This window comes from Corynebacterium sp. PCR 32 (assembly GCF_037464985.1).
GTDB classification, from domain to species: Bacteria; Actinomycetota; Actinomycetes; order Mycobacteriales; family Mycobacteriaceae; genus Corynebacterium; species Corynebacterium kroppenstedtii_D.
The window spans coordinates 70,089-85,516 of sequence record NZ_JBAHVL010000002.1; the positions used below are offsets into that span (position 1 = coordinate 70,089).

Annotated in this window: 13 protein-coding genes; 7 read left to right on the forward strand and 6 right to left on the reverse strand. The window is 56.6% G+C overall.

What is annotated here, in order from left to right; translation table 11 throughout:
* Positions 1 to 73 precede the first annotated feature (73 nt).
* Entirely contained in the window at positions 74 to 751 is a 678-nt protein-coding gene (locus V5S80_RS04220; RefSeq protein ID WP_395169528.1) for a LuxR C-terminal-related transcriptional regulator, read from the reverse strand.
* Positions 729 to 1,718 (reverse strand): sensor histidine kinase, encoded by a 990-nt coding sequence (locus tag V5S80_RS04225; protein WP_395169529.1) that lies wholly within the window; start codon positions 1,716 to 1,718, stop codon positions 729 to 731. Before V5S80_RS04225 ends, V5S80_RS04220 begins: the two co-directional genes overlap by 23 nt.
* A gap of 217 nt (positions 1,719 to 1,935) precedes the next feature.
* Between V5S80_RS04225 and V5S80_RS04230 the strand changes: the two genes are divergently transcribed.
* The 4 genes from V5S80_RS04230 to V5S80_RS04245 all read left to right on the forward strand — a co-directional run bounded on the left by V5S80_RS04230 (position 1,936) and on the right by V5S80_RS04245 (position 5,479).
* Positions 1,936 to 2,664, forward strand: a complete 729-nt coding sequence (locus tag V5S80_RS04230) for an ABC transporter ATP-binding protein (RefSeq protein ID WP_395169530.1) — start codon at positions 1,936 to 1,938, stop codon at positions 2,662 to 2,664.
* A gap of 42 nt (positions 2,665 to 2,706) precedes the next feature.
* Positions 2,707 to 4,053: an FtsX-like permease family protein gene (locus tag V5S80_RS04235; protein WP_395169531.1), complete on the forward strand. Its 1,347-nt coding sequence runs from the start codon at positions 2,707 to 2,709 to the stop codon at positions 4,051 to 4,053.
* Positions 4,054 to 4,154: 101 nt separating this feature from the next.
* A complete protein-coding gene (locus tag V5S80_RS04240; RefSeq protein ID WP_395169532.1) occupies positions 4,155 to 4,565 on the forward strand; it encodes a DoxX family protein in 411 nt (136 codons plus the stop codon).
* A gap of 107 nt (positions 4,566 to 4,672) precedes the next feature.
* Entirely contained in the window at positions 4,673 to 5,479 is an 807-nt protein-coding gene (locus tag V5S80_RS04245) for a zf-HC2 domain-containing protein (RefSeq protein ID WP_395169533.1), read from the forward strand.
* A 66-nt stretch (positions 5,480 to 5,545) separates the two neighbouring features.
* Here V5S80_RS04245 and V5S80_RS04250 read toward each other — a convergent pair whose 3' ends face one another.
* Complete coding sequence (locus V5S80_RS04250; RefSeq protein WP_395169534.1) at positions 5,546 to 7,153, reverse strand: dolichyl-phosphate-mannose--protein mannosyltransferase; 1,608 nt, start codon at positions 7,151 to 7,153, stop codon at positions 5,546 to 5,548.
* Positions 7,154 to 7,190: 37 nt separating this feature from the next.
* Here V5S80_RS04250 and rsmI point away from each other — a divergent pair, with 37 nt between their 5' ends.
* Together rsmI and V5S80_RS04260 are read left to right on the forward strand one after the other, a co-directional pair.
* Complete coding sequence (rsmI, locus tag V5S80_RS04255; protein WP_395169535.1) at positions 7,191 to 8,060, forward strand: 16S rRNA (cytidine(1402)-2'-O)-methyltransferase; 870 nt, start codon at positions 7,191 to 7,193, stop codon at positions 8,058 to 8,060.
* A gap of 151 nt (positions 8,061 to 8,211) precedes the next feature.
* Complete coding sequence (locus tag V5S80_RS04260; RefSeq protein WP_395169680.1) at positions 8,212 to 9,888, forward strand: BCCT family transporter; 1,677 nt, start codon at positions 8,212 to 8,214, stop codon at positions 9,886 to 9,888.
* Positions 9,889 to 10,018: 130 nt separating this feature from the next.
* Here the strand turns inward: V5S80_RS04260 and V5S80_RS04265 are convergent, their stop codons facing one another.
* Positions 10,019 to 11,314, reverse strand: a complete 1,296-nt coding sequence (locus V5S80_RS04265; protein WP_395169536.1) for an aminodeoxychorismate synthase component I — start codon at positions 11,312 to 11,314, stop codon at positions 10,019 to 10,021.
* A gap of 104 nt (positions 11,315 to 11,418) precedes the next feature.
* Between V5S80_RS04265 and metG the strand changes: the two genes are divergently transcribed.
* Positions 11,419 to 13,257, forward strand: a complete 1,839-nt coding sequence (metG, locus tag V5S80_RS04270; RefSeq protein ID WP_395169537.1) for a methionine--tRNA ligase — start codon at positions 11,419 to 11,421, stop codon at positions 13,255 to 13,257.
* Positions 13,258 to 13,325: 68 nt separating this feature from the next.
* On the opposite strand, the gene V5S80_RS04275 is transcribed toward metG, so the two are convergent.
* Positions 13,326 to 13,925, reverse strand: coding sequence for a class I SAM-dependent DNA methyltransferase (locus tag V5S80_RS04275; protein WP_395169538.1), 600 nt, complete (start codon positions 13,923 to 13,925; stop codon positions 13,326 to 13,328).
* Positions 13,926 to 13,962: 37 nt separating this feature from the next.
* Complete coding sequence (locus tag V5S80_RS04280) at positions 13,963 to 15,417, reverse strand: aminopeptidase C (RefSeq protein WP_395169539.1); 1,455 nt, start codon at positions 15,415 to 15,417, stop codon at positions 13,963 to 13,965.
* Between the last annotated feature and the right edge of the window lie 11 nt (positions 15,418 to 15,428).

The following is a 15,428-nucleotide window of genomic DNA, read 5'->3' on the forward strand; positions in this document are numbered from 1 at the left end:
GGAGTGACCACGTCGTACGTCGCACCGCCTCAGCATCCGCTGAGGCTACTTGTTTGTTCAGCCAATCCAAAGGTCAGATGAGCCCCGAGGTTTCGGTTAAAAACTCTAAAATAGCCCGCACGCGGCGATTATCTTCTCCCGGCTCAAGGTTAAGCTTCATGAAAATATTGGAGACATGCTTAGCCACCGCAGCGCCAGAGAGGAACAAACACTGAGCAATTTGCGCGTTCGACTTCCCGCGTGCCATCAGTTCCAACACTTCCCGTTCCCGTGCAGTCAACAGGCCTAAACCAGACCGCCCGGATTTCATCAAGGCCGTGGCCACATCGGGGTCAATCACGACACCACCGTTCGCGACGACGTCGAGCGCCCCAAGAAAATCCTTCACCTGTCCCACACGGTCTTTCAACAAATACCCTGTGCCTCCACCATTGGACATACCTGGCGCGAAAAGTTCTCGCGCATAGGCTGGTGCAACATATTGGGAGAGCACCACAATGCTGAGCGATGGGAACCGCTGTCGGAGGGTAAGCGCTGCTCGTAGCCCATCCTCTCGCATCTCCGGGGGCATACGGACATCAGTGATCACGAGGTAGGGCAACTCACCCGAACCGTTATCGAGCGACGTCACCGTATCAACCAATTCTGTGGCCGAAGCAGGTTTAGCAATGACCTCGTAGCCCCGTTTTTCTACCAGCCCTGCGACGCCTTCACGCAACAGTGCAGAGTCATCGGCCACGACTATTTTCATGCTGTGCCTCCTCTCTTGACCTCGGCCCATCATCGATGGACGTGGCAGCGTCCACCCGCAGGGAATTGTCGGCTGAGGCTACGTTGCCTGGCCTCGCAATACCGCCTGTACCTGCACTGGTCGAGCCGGCACTACCTACTGTATAACCGTTGTTTGCATAGTTGCTGTCAGGAAGTGTACTAGCTCTCCGGTCGCTGTCCATGTAACTTCCCACAGATTCGTGTGATGGAGGATAACCACTCTGACCGCGGTTGAGCATCACAGGAATCCGTGCAACAACCTTCGTCGGCCCACCACTAGGCGAATGTAAAGACATCGACCCACCAAACGCAGCCAAACGCTCACGCATCCCAGTGAGACCTTGCCCAAAATGAGCACCACCATTACCCTCATCGACCACTGAGATCCGAAGATCCTGGTCTGATATCAACAGTACGGTGACAGGAACCCCCGGAGCGTATTTGGCAGCATTTGTCAAGCACTCAGCGCAGAAGAAGTACGCGGCGGCGAGGACACTGGGGTAGAGCGTGGGAAGGTCATATGGGCAGCGCACGATGACATTCGACCCGTAGGATTCCGCTATTTCCTGCACTGCCGCGTAGAGGCCTTGGTCGCGGAGAACCTGCGGATGAATGCCATGGACCGTTTCGCGCAGAGCGTGGAGTCCGTCGTCAAGATGGGACCGTGTCTCATCGAGCAGACGTCGGAGTTCCTCACTGCCGTCTTCCGCTTCAAGTTCTGCCTCTCCAAGTTTCAATGAGGCTGCGACAAAGTATTGCTGAGCCCCGTCGTGAAGGTCATTTTCTATTCGTCGGCGCTCGACCTCGTAGGCATCAGCAATGGCCCGACGCGATGCTGTTAATTCGGCAATCCGCGCAGCGGTTGCATCCTCATGCGATAAGAGGTCATTGTGGTCGTCTCGCGACCATACTCGATGAAATAACCGGCGCCAGCTCGATAATGCCATGACCTCCATGATAGGAATCCGACGCTGGAATGGTGGTGTGAGGCACGCTTCTGCGTACAGTATCTGATGGAGAATGGTACCCGTCTCCTCGGGAGGTACACCGTGCATACAAGGAACTAGTGTTTGTCGGTGGCTCATGTGGGGTAGTGGCAGCTCTACCACGATTCGGGTGTGAGGACTGTGGCGGCTCTGGCGGGGACCACGTGAGATAGGTGCTATGAGGAAACACAGTGAGCAGCACAACGGCCGAAACCACGGCAAGTTAGCATTGGCCGTCAACGACATCACACAATCATTCGGCGCCACACAGGTACTTATGGGTATCTCGTTAGATATTCACCGTGGCGAAAGTGTAGCCATTATGGGGCCCTCCGGGTCAGGTAAATCCACGCTTCTCCACTGCATGGCCGGGGTTCTTGTTCCTGATCACGGATCCGTGTACTGCGGTGATACAGAAGTCTCTCGGCTGAGCGATGCTCAACGGTCAGCACTCCGCCTCCGCGAATTCGGCTTCGTCTTCCAGGATGGTCAACTTCTCCCCGAATTGACTGCTCAAGAAAACGTTGCTCTTCCCGCAATTCTTCAGGGGACCTCCCGCAAACAAGCATTCGATGTCGCCACTGACATGCTGACACGCATGGGGTTAGAAAAACTGATCCGCCGACGACCAGGAAAAATGTCAGGTGGCCAGGCGCAGCGTGTCGCGATTGCGCGCGCTATCGCTGGTCGACCCTCCGTCATCGTTGCCGATGAGCCCACAGGTGCACTTGACCAGTCCACCGGGCATGAGGTCATGCAGCAACTGATCGCGATTACTGAACAATCGGGTTCAACCTTGGTCATGGTGACTCACGATGTGGCCGTGGCTAACTGGTGTCAGCGCCGGATCGAAATCCGCGATGGCATCATCCATGATGACCGCATCTTGTCGGGGACGGTGAATTAAATGGCGGTGTCAATGTCAACGCTGGCGAGCCTAGGTGTTCAATTGCAGAGAGCATCGCGCACGACGGGAACGGGAAACACCTGGCTCACCACCTGTGCAGTGTTCGCGTTTACAGTGAGCACGTGGATGGCAATGACTGTTGCGGGTGGAACCTGGATGTTTTACCAACGCGCCAAGCACCCGTGGACAGATTCTCTGAAAGACATCGATGAGGGCTATCGACAAATCTACGTGGGTCTTGCTGTCGTTGCCTGTGTGTTTGTTGTTCCAGCCATGATGTCCTTGGTGGCGCAATCAGCTGTGCTGGGCGCATCGGGTCGCGATCGCCGACTAGCAACATTACGATTACTGGGGTTATCCAATGGAGACATCACACGAGTCACCCTTGTAGAAACTGGTGCCCAGGCAATAACGGGCCTCGTGATCGGGACCGTTCTTTACGTTGCTCTCGTCCCTGCGTGGTCCCTGGTCAGCTTCGAAAACACTCCGATTGGGACATGGGAAGTACTCCTACCGTGGTGGGCCTACCCAGCATTATGGGCGCTCATCATCGCCCTTGCGGCGCTCGCTGCTGTGATCGGTCTCAAACGCGTTATGGTCTCCCCGCTCGGAGTATCCAAGCGGCAGATGCCTAAAGCGCTCAAATTCTGGCGCGTTCTGCTCTTCATTGCGATTATCCTTACCGGCCGCGCCCTGGCCACGAGTATCAATGTGAACCCGCAAAATCTGGGGGGTGCGATGGTGATCATGGCAATGATTCTCTTTGCCATGATCCTCGCCATTAACATCGTGGCCCCATTCCTCATTCAATGTGCTGCCTGGGCCTCACGTGCGTTTCCCGGGAACCATCATTTCTTAGCAACGCGGCGGGTCATGACAGATGGCCGTACTGCATGGAAACGTGTCAGTGCATTGACGTTTCTTGCTCTGCTGCTGGGTTACGTCGGCACGATTCCACGAGACCCGGTGGGTGATATTGGAAACCAAACGATCAGTACAGACACGTTCACTGGTGCCGTGATCACGTACTGCGTGGGACTCATTATCTCGGCCAGCGGGACGCTTCTCAACCAAGCATCCGCGGTGTTTGACGAACGAGAACTCACCCGAGCACTCGACTTCATCGGTGTCCCATCATCCCTACACAACAAGGTGGCCATGACACAGACCCTCTACCCACTGCTCATGACCAGTGGACTGAGTTTCCTCTTTGGTCTCTACATGGGAAAACTGTCATACGGACGGGTGACTAGTGACCATTCTGGGACTCACATCGGGTGGACAGTCATTGCCTTCCTCCTGAGTTTGGCACTGTCCGTGGGAGCGACATTCCTGGTCGACCCACTTCGCCACAAGCAACTCGGCACACGAGTGCGTCGCAATGACTAACCGTAGCCGGGGGAGTGTGGCACGCACGTAACCGTCCATCGCAGTACAAGGATAGTCGTGTCAGTTCCAGCTTCGCGTCACCCTCGGGTACGGTCATGTTTATGAATAAACCGGAGGTTCGTGACGCAGCCCTGCTCCTGCTGCGCATTGTCGTCGGTTTGATCTTTATTGCCCACGGCTGGGATAAAGCGATACTGACTGGCTTATCAACAACAGGAGGACAGTTTGATCAACTCGGCATTCCTCAGCCGGAACTCCTTGCCGCCCTAGTCTCATTCGTCGAAATGATCAGCGGCGCCATGATCGTTATCGGGATCCTAGCACCCGCCGCGGCCGCAGTTTTGATCATCGATATGATGACCGCCATGTGGCTTGTTCACCTCCATCATGGATTCTTTGTCGCCAACGGCGGGGTTGAATTTGCAGCACTCCTTGTGGTTACCCTAATAGCCATCGCCATCTTCGGAGCAGGAAGAGCCAGCTTGGACTACTTCTTCCAACGACGATCCTGAGCGGAGGGACACTGGGGCGCGCTCACCCGTGAGTCGGCCAGCATGAGGCTGCCACCGTGACGCGGCCCGCATCATACGAGGGCACCATCACACCACAAAGGGGACATATGGAGTGCAATGAGGTTCGCCACGCACTCTCAGCGCGCATCGACGGTGAACAACCACGCGCAAGCTGGGACGATGATGTCATTGACGCTCACCTCGCAGAATGTAGCGAATGTCAAAAATGGTACGCTCACGCGCTCACCTTAGGCAGAACTCTTCGCGTCACACCTGCCGCAGAAACCGACCCCATCCCGGATTTCTCAGAAACCCTCCTCGGTGCTGTTCCCGACTCACAACTGCCACAGCCACGATCATGGCGCATCATGTCGCTGTCGCTCTCACGAATTGCTCTTATCCTTCTGGGACTCATCTACGTGGGATGGGCTATCTATCTTCTGAGCAGTTCCACCACATTCGTCGGTGAGCCTGTCGTGGCAGGACGACCTCCAGAGGGTGCGGTAGGAAATTCCCGGAATCCTGACGTCGCCCGTCTGTTCATTGACGCAGCTGCCATGAGGCTGGCACTGGGGTTCTCGTTGCTCTGGTGCTCCTGGCGGCCACGAATGACCGCTGGGATGATTCCCTTTTTCGGCGCGCTCTGGGCCTTCTCTGCTGGATTTGTCTCCCGCGATATTGTGCTAGGTGTTGCTACATGTCAGCAGATCATGGCGCTTATTCTCTTCATCATAACAGTGGCCATCATGGTTGTATGCTGGTTCAGCCACTTCGGAGTAAGTCCAGGCGATGTGGGGGGCTCATTGAAATCGCTGAGTGCCCGCCCCGTCCGGTCCACGTTCGAGGACGCCAGGGAAACTGCTCGTCTCATAGACGAGATGAGTGACGATGTTCGCCGTCACGTCGGAGGCTAACGTCTGACCAGGGTCGTCCCAGCGGCCAGACTAGCCTGCGAGGCATGATGCTGTGAACCCATGGTGTTATCGCCAACTTGGTAGCCACATATGATCATCCCATTCCGCCGCTGATAAAGGCATGGCAACCATGAGTGGCAAAAAGTAGACAAACATGGCGACGACAGCACCAAGATAGACACACGCAAGGACGGAGCCCGTGTGATCAAACCACACAGCTTTCACCTGGGCCCAGCAGGATTCGATCGTCAGGCGTCGAGACTGAATAGCACCCTTGAGACGCGGCATGGTGATAGCACCCGTTCCCTGACTATCACTGCCCTGATTAGCACGGTGTCGAAGCGCCCACGGGTAGAGCTGCCCAAGAGACAACGCAATGGCCATAATAAGGAAAGGAATCATGTTCGTGGCATAGAAGAAATACATTTGACGGTCCACATTCGTCAACCACGGCAGGAAACCTGCAGTATAACCGACGACCGGTACAGCCCAGCGTCGATCCCGACCTATAACCCAACACCACGTCGCCCATGCCATAACAGGCACAGAAACCCACCAAATAATCGGAGTTCCCAACAACATTTGCGCGTAATGGGTGCCATCGTCGTGGACCGCATCGTAATACATCATCGGCCGAGTGGATGCTAACCATGACCACGGTTTGGATTCCCACGGATGGTGATGACCGTGAGAATTCGTCAACGTCGAATGGAACTCCAGGACCTGCTGCTGGTAATACAACCAATTGCTGATAGGGGCGGGGACACGGTGCAGAACGCTCCCGCTATCAATCATCCCCGACTCCTTCGCATGACGATAAACACTGGTTTCGCTGGCAAACCACGCCCGCCACGAAAACACATAGACAGCGATCGGAAGCACCACGAGGGATGCCACCGCGGGAGCGATATCTCGGCCCGCAGTGCCCCGCACAGGACGCTGAACAGAGAACCGACGCCGGCGAGCACAGTCTGCCATCACGGACAACAGGCCAAAAAAGACGAGGTAGAACAACCCTGACCATTTCACGCCACTAGCCAGGCCAATACTGACTCCCGCAGCGAAACGCCACCATCGATACCCCATGCGCGGGCCCCACGGGGAATCTGCTATTCGCCCCTGTCTGCGCACTGTGCACATTCGCGCATCCATCTGCTGCGCATCGCGAACCAACAGATACGCGGCTGCGACGACGAAAAAGCACTGAAATACATCAAGCATCGCTGTGCGCTGAGTAACCAAGAGAACCCCATCACACACCGCGATGATCCCTGCCATACAGGCCACCATGGTCGAATCCGCTAACCGCTTGACAGTGCTCATCAGCAGGGAAATGGTGACAACACCACTCAAGGCCGACGCGGCCCGCCATCCGAGCGCGCTATACCCAAACAACCACTCGGACACCATCTCTATTTGTTTCCCCACCGGCGGATGAACCACCAACCCATACCCCGGGTTGTCTTCAATACCACCAACAAAGGGGTTCTTCCACGACTGCACCATCTGCCACGCTTGTGGGGCATAGTGTTTTTCGTCGAAAACAGGTGTGCCACCATCTGTGGGGGACGTCAAACCGATGAACCGCGTAAGGAAAGCCACAATTCCAATCACTATGTGCGTCCACCGGTAGGGTGAGATCAGAGGCGTTGGTGAAGGATGTCGGGCAGTCACGGAGAACAGTATGCCAGCTGTGTGGGAAGCTAGACAGATGAATCAGAACAACACGACCCATGGTGGCGCCATTATCGTCGCAGGTACTCCACTGGGAAACAGTGATGATGCCTCGCCACGTTTGCGTCATGCCCTGGCCACAGCGGATGTCGTTGCCGCGGAAGATACTCGCCGGGCTCGATCATTGGCCGCCGCCATGGATGTTGATATTTCGGGGCGCGTTGTATCCAATTTTGATCACAACGAGGCTAGTCGTGTCGACACACTCATCGATGAGGCTAAACACGGCCGCACCGTTCTTGTAGTCTCTGATGCTGGCATGCCTGTGATCTCTGACCCAGGATTCCCTCTTGTCGAGCGGGCCCATGATGAAGGAATCCACGTGGGGTGTGTACCTGGTCCTTCAGCAGTGACAACGGCGTTAGCGATGTCGGGCCTCCACGTTGGAACGTTTTGCTTTGAAGGTTTCGCGCCGCGCAAGACAGGCGCGCGACGCGAATGGCTAGCATCATTAGTCTCCGAGCGGCGTGCGTGTGTCTTCTTCGAATCACCTCACCGCCTTGCTGAGACCCTCGCGGCAGCCGCAGAGATGATAGATGATCAACGGCGTGCGGCAGTATGTCGTGAACTCACCAAAGTGTACGAGGAAGTGCGCCGTGGAACGCTCGCGGAGCTCGCGGCGTGGGCTGCTGGCGGGGTTCGAGGTGAGATCACAGTTGTTATCGAGGGGGCCCGGAATAGGGTAGTGCACCCGCCCATTGACGACCTTGTCGACGATGTTGAGGCTCGAGTACGGGCCGACGGGCTCCGCCTGAAGGACGCATGCAAGGTTGTCGCTGAGCAGTGGGGAATGAAAAGACGGGAACTTTATGAAGCTGTCCTCGACACGCGAAAACGAAGTGAATAAGCAGAGCTTAGTAATTGCTGACATATCAGTAACAATTGAATAAAAAACTGGCCTGTTACATAGTTGAGTAATGGACCATAAAAATATCGATCCAGAAGTCATCCTTGGTGACCACGATCCCGAAGTGCTGACGGGGGAGGAACAGCTCGGCATGTCCGACGCTACCGACGATGCCCCCACCGACTGGAAAGTCGTCGGCCCCGCAGCAACTCTCGTGCTCGTTGTCATTCTCTGGGGCCTCATCACCCCCAACGGATTTGCCCAGTTCGCCTCCAACGCCTTGAGCTGGATCGTTAACAATTTAGGCTGGATGTTCGTCCTCTTCGGAACAGTCTTTGTCTTTTATATATTGTCCATCGCTTTCTCACGGTTCGGCGCAATCCGACTAGGACGTGATGACGAGGAACCAGAGTTCTCTACCCCCTCCTGGATTGCAATGATGTTCGCCGCTGGCATGGGGATCGGCCTCATGTTCTACGGAACAACCGAGCCCCTCACCTTCTATCGAGACGGCGTCCCCGGATCCACACCAAAGGACCTCAACTCTGCGTTCGCATCGACACTGTTTCACTGGACCCTCCACCCCTGGGCGATTTACGCCATCGTCGGACTCGCCATCGCCTACGCCACCTTCCGTATGGGACGGAAACAACTATTATCCTCAGCTTTTATCCCCCTCATCGGCGCGAAGCGCGCCGAAGGCTGGGTGGGCAAAGTCATCGATATCCTCGCCATTTTCGCCACCGTATTCGGTACTGCAGCCTCACTCGGTTTAGGTGCGCTGCAAATTGGTTCCGGCCTCGACGACACCGGCATCATCCACAATCCCGGAACACCAGTACTCGTTGGCGTCGTGATCGTCCTGTCGGTATGCTTCCTCGCCTCTGCGGCCTCAGGTGTCGGTAAAGGAATCCAGTATATTTCGAACGCAAACATGATCCTGGCCGCTATCTTGGGCCTTTTTGTGCTCATCGTTGGACCTACCGTCGTCATCTTGAACATGATCCCCACCGCATTTGGAAGCTACGTCCAACAGTTCTTCGAAATGGCGGCCCGCACCGCAGATACCGACAACGGTAAAGCGGGAAAATGGTTGGGCACATGGACAATCTTCTACTGGGCATGGTGGGTCTCGTGGTCACCTTTCGTTGGGATGTTCATTGCCCGAATCTCACGAGGCCGGACCATCCGCGAGTTCGTCGGTGTGGTGCTATTAGTGCCGTCAGCTATCACCGTATGCTGGTTCTCCATCTTCGGCGGAACAGCTGTTCACCTTGAAGGAAAAGGACACTCTATCTGGGGCGACGGTGATGCCACCCACCAACTCTTCTCACTGCTGACAACAATGCCAGCAGGCCAGGCTTTCTCCATCCTGGCAATGGTTCTCCTGGCAACCTTCTTTATTACGTCCGCCGACTCAGCATCGACCGTTATGGGATCCATGTCCCAGAGTGGACGTATCGTGGCTGACGTTCGTGTGACCTGCTTGTGGGGTGTCCTCACCGCCATCATCGGCATTGTCCTGCTTGTGTCGGGTGGTTCCGATGCGCTGAACAACCTGCAATCAGTGACGATCATTGCGGCATCCCCGTTCTTGCTCATCATCATCGGTTTAATGTTTGCCCTGGTGAAAGGATTTAGGGAAGACCCTGTATACCTAGACCACCGTGAACAACGACGCTTTGCCCTCAAACTTGCCCGAGAACGCCGTGTGGAAGCCGCCCACCTCGCCCGCCGCCGACGTCGGCGCGCGGAACGTGCACGAGGAAAAGAGCGTCGCTCCTCACCATCCAACGACACCTCGACGGCCGCTACGACCACAACCTAGACCCACCCCCACCACCGTTAGCCCACCTGGCTGTCCCCAGCACAATCCCCACCAGCACACCACGGCAGAAGCTGCTGGAGTGATGAAATGAATAGTGGTGGTGCCGACCACCACTTATCGACAAGCAGCACTACCCACGAAGCGTCGACGTTTTGGCAATGATCTCAGCCCATTCGTCATCAGCAGTGGAATCGATCGTGATTCCACCACCTGTACCCAGGAGCAATTCGCCATCCACCCACTCCGCCGTACGGATCGCGACGTTGGCAACGAGCCGCCCCCAATTCATCCCCACCGTGCCACAATGGATTCCACGTGAAACCGGCTCCCACTCCCTGAGATACTCACGGGCGCGCAATTTCGGTGTACCGGTCACTGAGGCTGGCGGAAAACAGGCGTCGATAAGCTGGGAATCCCGTGAGGACGACACCTCGGTGAGTCGACCGCGAACCGTTGACACCAAATGCCACACCCCCGGAGCCGGTACGACATCCAACAATGATGGCACCGCAATATCAGTACACACGTGACTGAGATCATTGCGAACCAAGTCGACAATCATGATGTTCTCCGCACTATCTTTCAAGCTCGCTGCAAGAACACTCGGATCCTGACCAATCGGGATTGTCCCTTTAATCGGCGATGACCACACCATGGAGCCGCGGCGTTCCAGAAACAATTCTGGGCTCAGGGACGCGATAGCACGGTCCTCAGTGGCGAGAAAAATTGCGTAGCGGGGACGAGTTCGTCGAACCGTCGAGAGCCACCACCGGGCAGCATCAGTTCGTGACTCCATCGGAGTGCGAAATTGCGCAGAGACACACGTTTGGTAGACCTCACCAGCGCGGATAGCCTCGAGACACCGGAGGACACCCCGGCGATGAGCCTCACGGTCACCCGCACTCCACGTCGTCGTCGGTACCAGATCCTCAGCATTACCGTGGCAGTGATGCTCAGCCGCCGCCAAAATATCGCGAGCCCACTGGGGATCACCATTCGTGAACCAATCACCGTCCCGCCGCCATAGGACATACCGTGCTGTGACACCTGCGGCGTACACCTCGGGGTCAGGATACGAGATAAAACCAAACCGCACTCCACCCGCAGGGCAGGGCGCATCCTCGTCACCACGTTGAACACCCGGAGATAACTCCGAGTTGTCCGAGTGGGTAGCGGGAATCGACCCCGCACACCAGCCACCACCTGACAGAGAAAACGATAACGCCTGGTCAGGGTGGCAATATGTGCATAGTGCGTCCGGGGCGATAACGGCTTCCACACCGCTCCACGTGCCGATAGCAATCGCTGGGAGCTCGCCCTGATCAATCAGTGACAAGCCTACGTCGACTGGGTCAATTGAAAACTCTGGAAGGTGGGTAACCTCAGAGGGCCTGTGAGGGAACACATCGTGGGCGCCGCGAAGCATGACAACACTCTAACCGCTGGCATCCTTCCGAACATCATCCGCGGCCGGTAGTTAGATTGCCCTTCATGCCGGGAAATCCGAGGGGGCGTTGTAGCCTAGACACTATGTCTGCACCCATACTTACGTCTGTTGCCTGGCCCTATGCCAACGGGCCCCGCCACATTGGACACGTCGCCGGATTCGGCGTCCCCTCCGACGTTTTCGCCCGCTATCAACGAATGCGGGGGCGTGAGGTGCTGATGGTGTCCGGCACTGACGAACATGGGACCCCGCTGCTGGTCCAGGCAGAAAAAGAAGGCGTCAGTGTGCAGGAACTGGCGGACACCTACAACAAACAGATCGTCGAGGACCTCGTCGGATTGGGTTTGTCCTATGACTTGTTCACCAGGACAACGACGCGGAACCACTACGCCATTGTGCAGGAACTCTTTACCACGTTGTACTCCAACGGCTACATGGTGAAGCAGACAACACTAGGCGCAATCAGCCCCTCTACTGGTCGAACATTGCCAGATCGCTACATTGAAGGAACCTGTCCACTGTGTGGCGCGGCCGGCGCGAGGGGGGATCAATGCGATCACTGTGGTCACCAACTAGATCCCTCTGACCTCATCAACCCGGTGTCGAAGATCAACGGGGAAACACCCAAGTTCATTGAAACCGAGCATTTTTTGCTCGATCTCCCCGCCCTGGCCGACGCGTTAGGGGAGTGGCTCACCACACGTGATGATTGGCGGCCGAACGTCCTCAAGTTCTCGTTGAACATTCTCAAAGACATCAAGCCCCGCGCAATGACACGTGACATTGATTGGGGTGTGCCCGTCCCCCTGGAAGGCTGGGCAGACAACAAATTCAAAAAACTCTACGTGTGGTTCGACGCCGTCGTCGGGTACCTCTCTGCCTCCATTGAATGGGCATACCGCACCGGTGACCCCGATGCTTGGCGCAAGTGGTGGACCGACCCTGACACCAGGTCCTACTACTTCATGGGCAAGGATAACATTACATTCCACTCCCAAATTTGGCCCGCTGAACTGCTGGGATACCGGGGTCTTGGCTCGAAAGGGGGGTCCGATGGTGACCTGGGGGAACTTCAACTCCCCACAGAAGTAGTATCCTCCGAATACTTGACGATGTCTGGATCGAAGTTCTCCTCCTCCAAGGGTGTCGTCATCTACGTCAAAGACTTCCTCCGTGATTTCGGCCCCGACCCCCTGCGCTACTTCATTGCTGTTGCCGGACCAGAAAACAACGACACCGATTTCACCTGGGACGAATTTGTTCGCCGCAACAACAACGAACTCGCCAATTCGTGGGGCAACCTCATCAACCGCACTGTCTCCATGGCAGCGAAGAATTTCGGCGAAGTCCCCGACATCGCCGGACTTGACCTCACCGATGAAGATAAAGCCCTGCTTGACCTCGCGGAACGCACCTTCGATGATATCGCGGAGAGCCTGGAACACTCCCGGTTCCGGGCTGGGATCACCGCGGCCATGCACGTTGTTGGTGAAGCTAATGCTTACATTGCGGCCCAGGAACCATGGAAACTTGCGAAGGATGACACTCAGCGGGATCGCCTGGCAGTCGTGTTGCATACCGCGCTGCAAGTGGTGTCCGATTGCAACGTCATGTTGACTCCGTACCTGCCGCATGCGGCGCAAAAAGTTCACGAAACCCTGGGGCGGACCGGTGAATGGGCAGCGATGCCGCGGATCGATGAAGTCGTTGACGATACCCCAGTATCGCTCATGGGTGTTGGCCTTCCGGAAGAAGGACGCACCTACTGCGTCATTACGGGTGAATACTCTGGTCAGCAGGCTGCCTGGAAGCGAATCCCTGTGGAAGCTGGAACCGTGTTGACAAAACCGCGCCCGATTTTCGCGAAATTAGACCCCGAACTAGCTGAAACCGGGCCTGAGTGGGCTCCTGTCATGGCCTAGGACCAGGCCCACGAGGGCCGTGGTGCGTGTCTCTGGGTTGAGGTGCCATGCCTTGTCGTTGGCGCGGTTTACACCTTCGCCAACACGGCGACGAGGAACGTACTGAGGTCATCGAACGGATCCGCGTTCCATGAGGAGAACAAATGCTGAGGCTTCAGGCCGGCGGCTTTGGCGTCAGCAAGGAAATGTTGAGCGGAGTATCCGCGGTCTGTACTGAACCCGATGACCACTCGGCCATCATCCGCCAGCCGGGACGCCACGTTGGTGACAGCCGTGGCGCGCTGATCGGGGTTGATGAAGGGGAAGACGTTTCCAGCGGAATAAATAATGTCGAATGGGCCGGCGGGGAAGTCCTCTTTGTCGGGGTCGTCGGCGCCTAAGTCTGCGACGTGCCACTCACCATCGGGAAGGCGGCTCTGCGCAACGGACACGAGATATGGATCGATATCCACACCAGTGACCGCATGTCCTTTCTTTAACAGATACGCCCCGACACGGCCAGTGCCGGCGCCGGCGTCGAGCATCCGGGACTCCCGCCCGGCTAAAGCATCAATAAGCCGTGCCTCACCGTCGATATCTTTCCCTTGTGCGACGAAAACATCCCACCGCTTCGCGTAGTGGTGGGAGTGATCGGGGTTGGCAGCAACAATGTCATTCCACGTAGGCATGCCATTGAGAATAGCCGTGATGGAATAACTGTGGCGATTATCCTCGAGCTAGCGAGCCCATAGGGTCCCATGCGGGAAGAACGTGGGGTTCTTTATTGATGGCATCACGATATTCTTTCGGCAACCGTGATAAGGGGACGGCGATTTCGTAGACGTTTTCGGAGAACCAGGAGTCATCCATCGTCCAGAAGCCCTTGTCTGCTTTGTCCGCGCCCCAGGAGTTTTCGACGCGCCACCGGCGGGCGTGAACTGTGTTGGGAAGTTTATCCGAGGAGGTCATCGCGGTGGGATCGAAATCCGGGTTGTCCTTGTCAACGAGGTCGACGCCGGTGAAGACCATGGCATGGGTCATCATGGAATCACCGGAGAGGAGACGGTCTTCCTTGGACAGGGAAAGATCAACACCGTAGATTCCTTCGTAGTCATAGAGGTCGAGTGACCAATAGCCATGGTCGCGGTTCGATTGTGCGAGCGTGTCACAGCCGAACCACACTGGGTGTCCATCCACCAGGGCTTCGATGGTGGCCTTCTTGAGCACTTCGATGGGGGCATTGAGGTAGGTGACGGGTTTCGCTCCGACGACGTTGCCGAGGTATTCCACTGTGAATGTGTCACCGTACGGGCTGGTTTGGCGTGGGTCGTTGACGACGCACACGTAGTCGCCAAGGTCATCGGGTAGGTAGGTGGTGGCGAAGTCTTGTGGTGTCAGGGTGCCTTTGCGGACGAATTCGTTGTCCTTGGTGCGGTACTGCCAGACGAATTTTTCTGGGGGCACGCCGAGGTGGATGGTGAGGATGCGGTAGATGCCGGTCAGGGTGTTGTTGTGAATGGTGTTGACGGTGTCGCAGTCGGTGGTGCCGTTGGAGTTCGCGATGGCGTCGCGGAGGCGGGTCGCGCCGGCGCGGAGGGCGGAGGCGAGGTCGCGGTTCATATGGCGAGTGTTGGAGCTCGACTGTGTTTCTGGCATGGCGTAGTGCGGAACGACACCATATTTGTTGATGAGTGCGACGAACATGTTCCATTGGCCGCCGTCGTCTATGGGGGAGTGGAGGAGGTGTTGAATGGTGCGGTCTTCAATCGGTCGATGAGCGAGTTCGCGCATGGCGGTAAGGAAGTAGTTCGCTTTTTCCAATTTGTCGTAAAAGGCGACGTAGTTTTGGGATAGCTCAAAGTCTGTGGTTCCTGTGGTGGCCATGATGCGGCCACGCAGGGAATTGAGGCCTGAGAAGATCCAGCATCGGCCGGATTTCTTTTGATTGGCGACAGCCCACGTGTCCGTTTTGTGTGAGACGGAGTGGTCGAGCGCGGTGACTCGCTGGCGGTTGAGGGCGACGTTGTCGACGTCGGTGGTGGTGACTGCATTGATTGCGATGCGGGCGGTGGGGTCGGTAATGATGGCGTTAGAGAGTGAGGCAACGGCTGTGGGGTCGAGGACGCCGGAGTTGCGTGTGGCGAGTTGTGGTGTTGATGTGGGTGTATTGGAGGAAGGCATGTCTGTCCTTT

Excerpts from the sequence above, each read along its gene's own strand:
- V5S80_RS04220 (WP_395169528.1), bottom strand. The coding sequence starts at position 751 with ATGAAAATAGTCGTGGCCGATGACTCTGCACTGTTGCGTGAAGGCGTC.
- V5S80_RS04225 (WP_395169529.1), bottom strand. The coding sequence starts at position 1,718 with ATGGCATTATCGAGCTGGCGCCGGTTATTTCATCGAGTATGGTCGCGA.
- V5S80_RS04230 (WP_395169530.1), top strand. The coding sequence starts at position 1,936 with ATGAGGAAACACAGTGAGCAGCACAACGGCCGAAACCACGGCAAGTTA.
- V5S80_RS04240 (WP_395169532.1), top strand. The coding sequence starts at position 4,155 with ATGAATAAACCGGAGGTTCGTGACGCAGCCCTGCTCCTGCTGCGCATT.
- V5S80_RS04245 (WP_395169533.1), top strand. The coding sequence starts at position 4,673 with ATGGAGTGCAATGAGGTTCGCCACGCACTCTCAGCGCGCATCGACGGT.
- rsmI (WP_395169535.1), top strand. The coding sequence starts at position 7,191 with ATGAATCAGAACAACACGACCCATGGTGGCGCCATTATCGTCGCAGGT.
- V5S80_RS04260 (WP_395169680.1), top strand. The coding sequence starts at position 8,212 with ATGTCCGACGCTACCGACGATGCCCCCACCGACTGGAAAGTCGTCGGC.
- V5S80_RS04265 (WP_395169536.1), bottom strand. The coding sequence starts at position 11,314 with ATGCTTCGCGGCGCCCACGATGTGTTCCCTCACAGGCCCTCTGAGGTT.
- metG (WP_395169537.1), top strand. The coding sequence starts at position 11,419 with ATGTCTGCACCCATACTTACGTCTGTTGCCTGGCCCTATGCCAACGGG.
- V5S80_RS04275 (WP_395169538.1), bottom strand. The coding sequence starts at position 13,925 with ATGCCTACGTGGAATGACATTGTTGCTGCCAACCCCGATCACTCCCAC.
- V5S80_RS04280 (WP_395169539.1), bottom strand. The coding sequence starts at position 15,417 with ATGCCTTCCTCCAATACACCCACATCAACACCACAACTCGCCACACGC.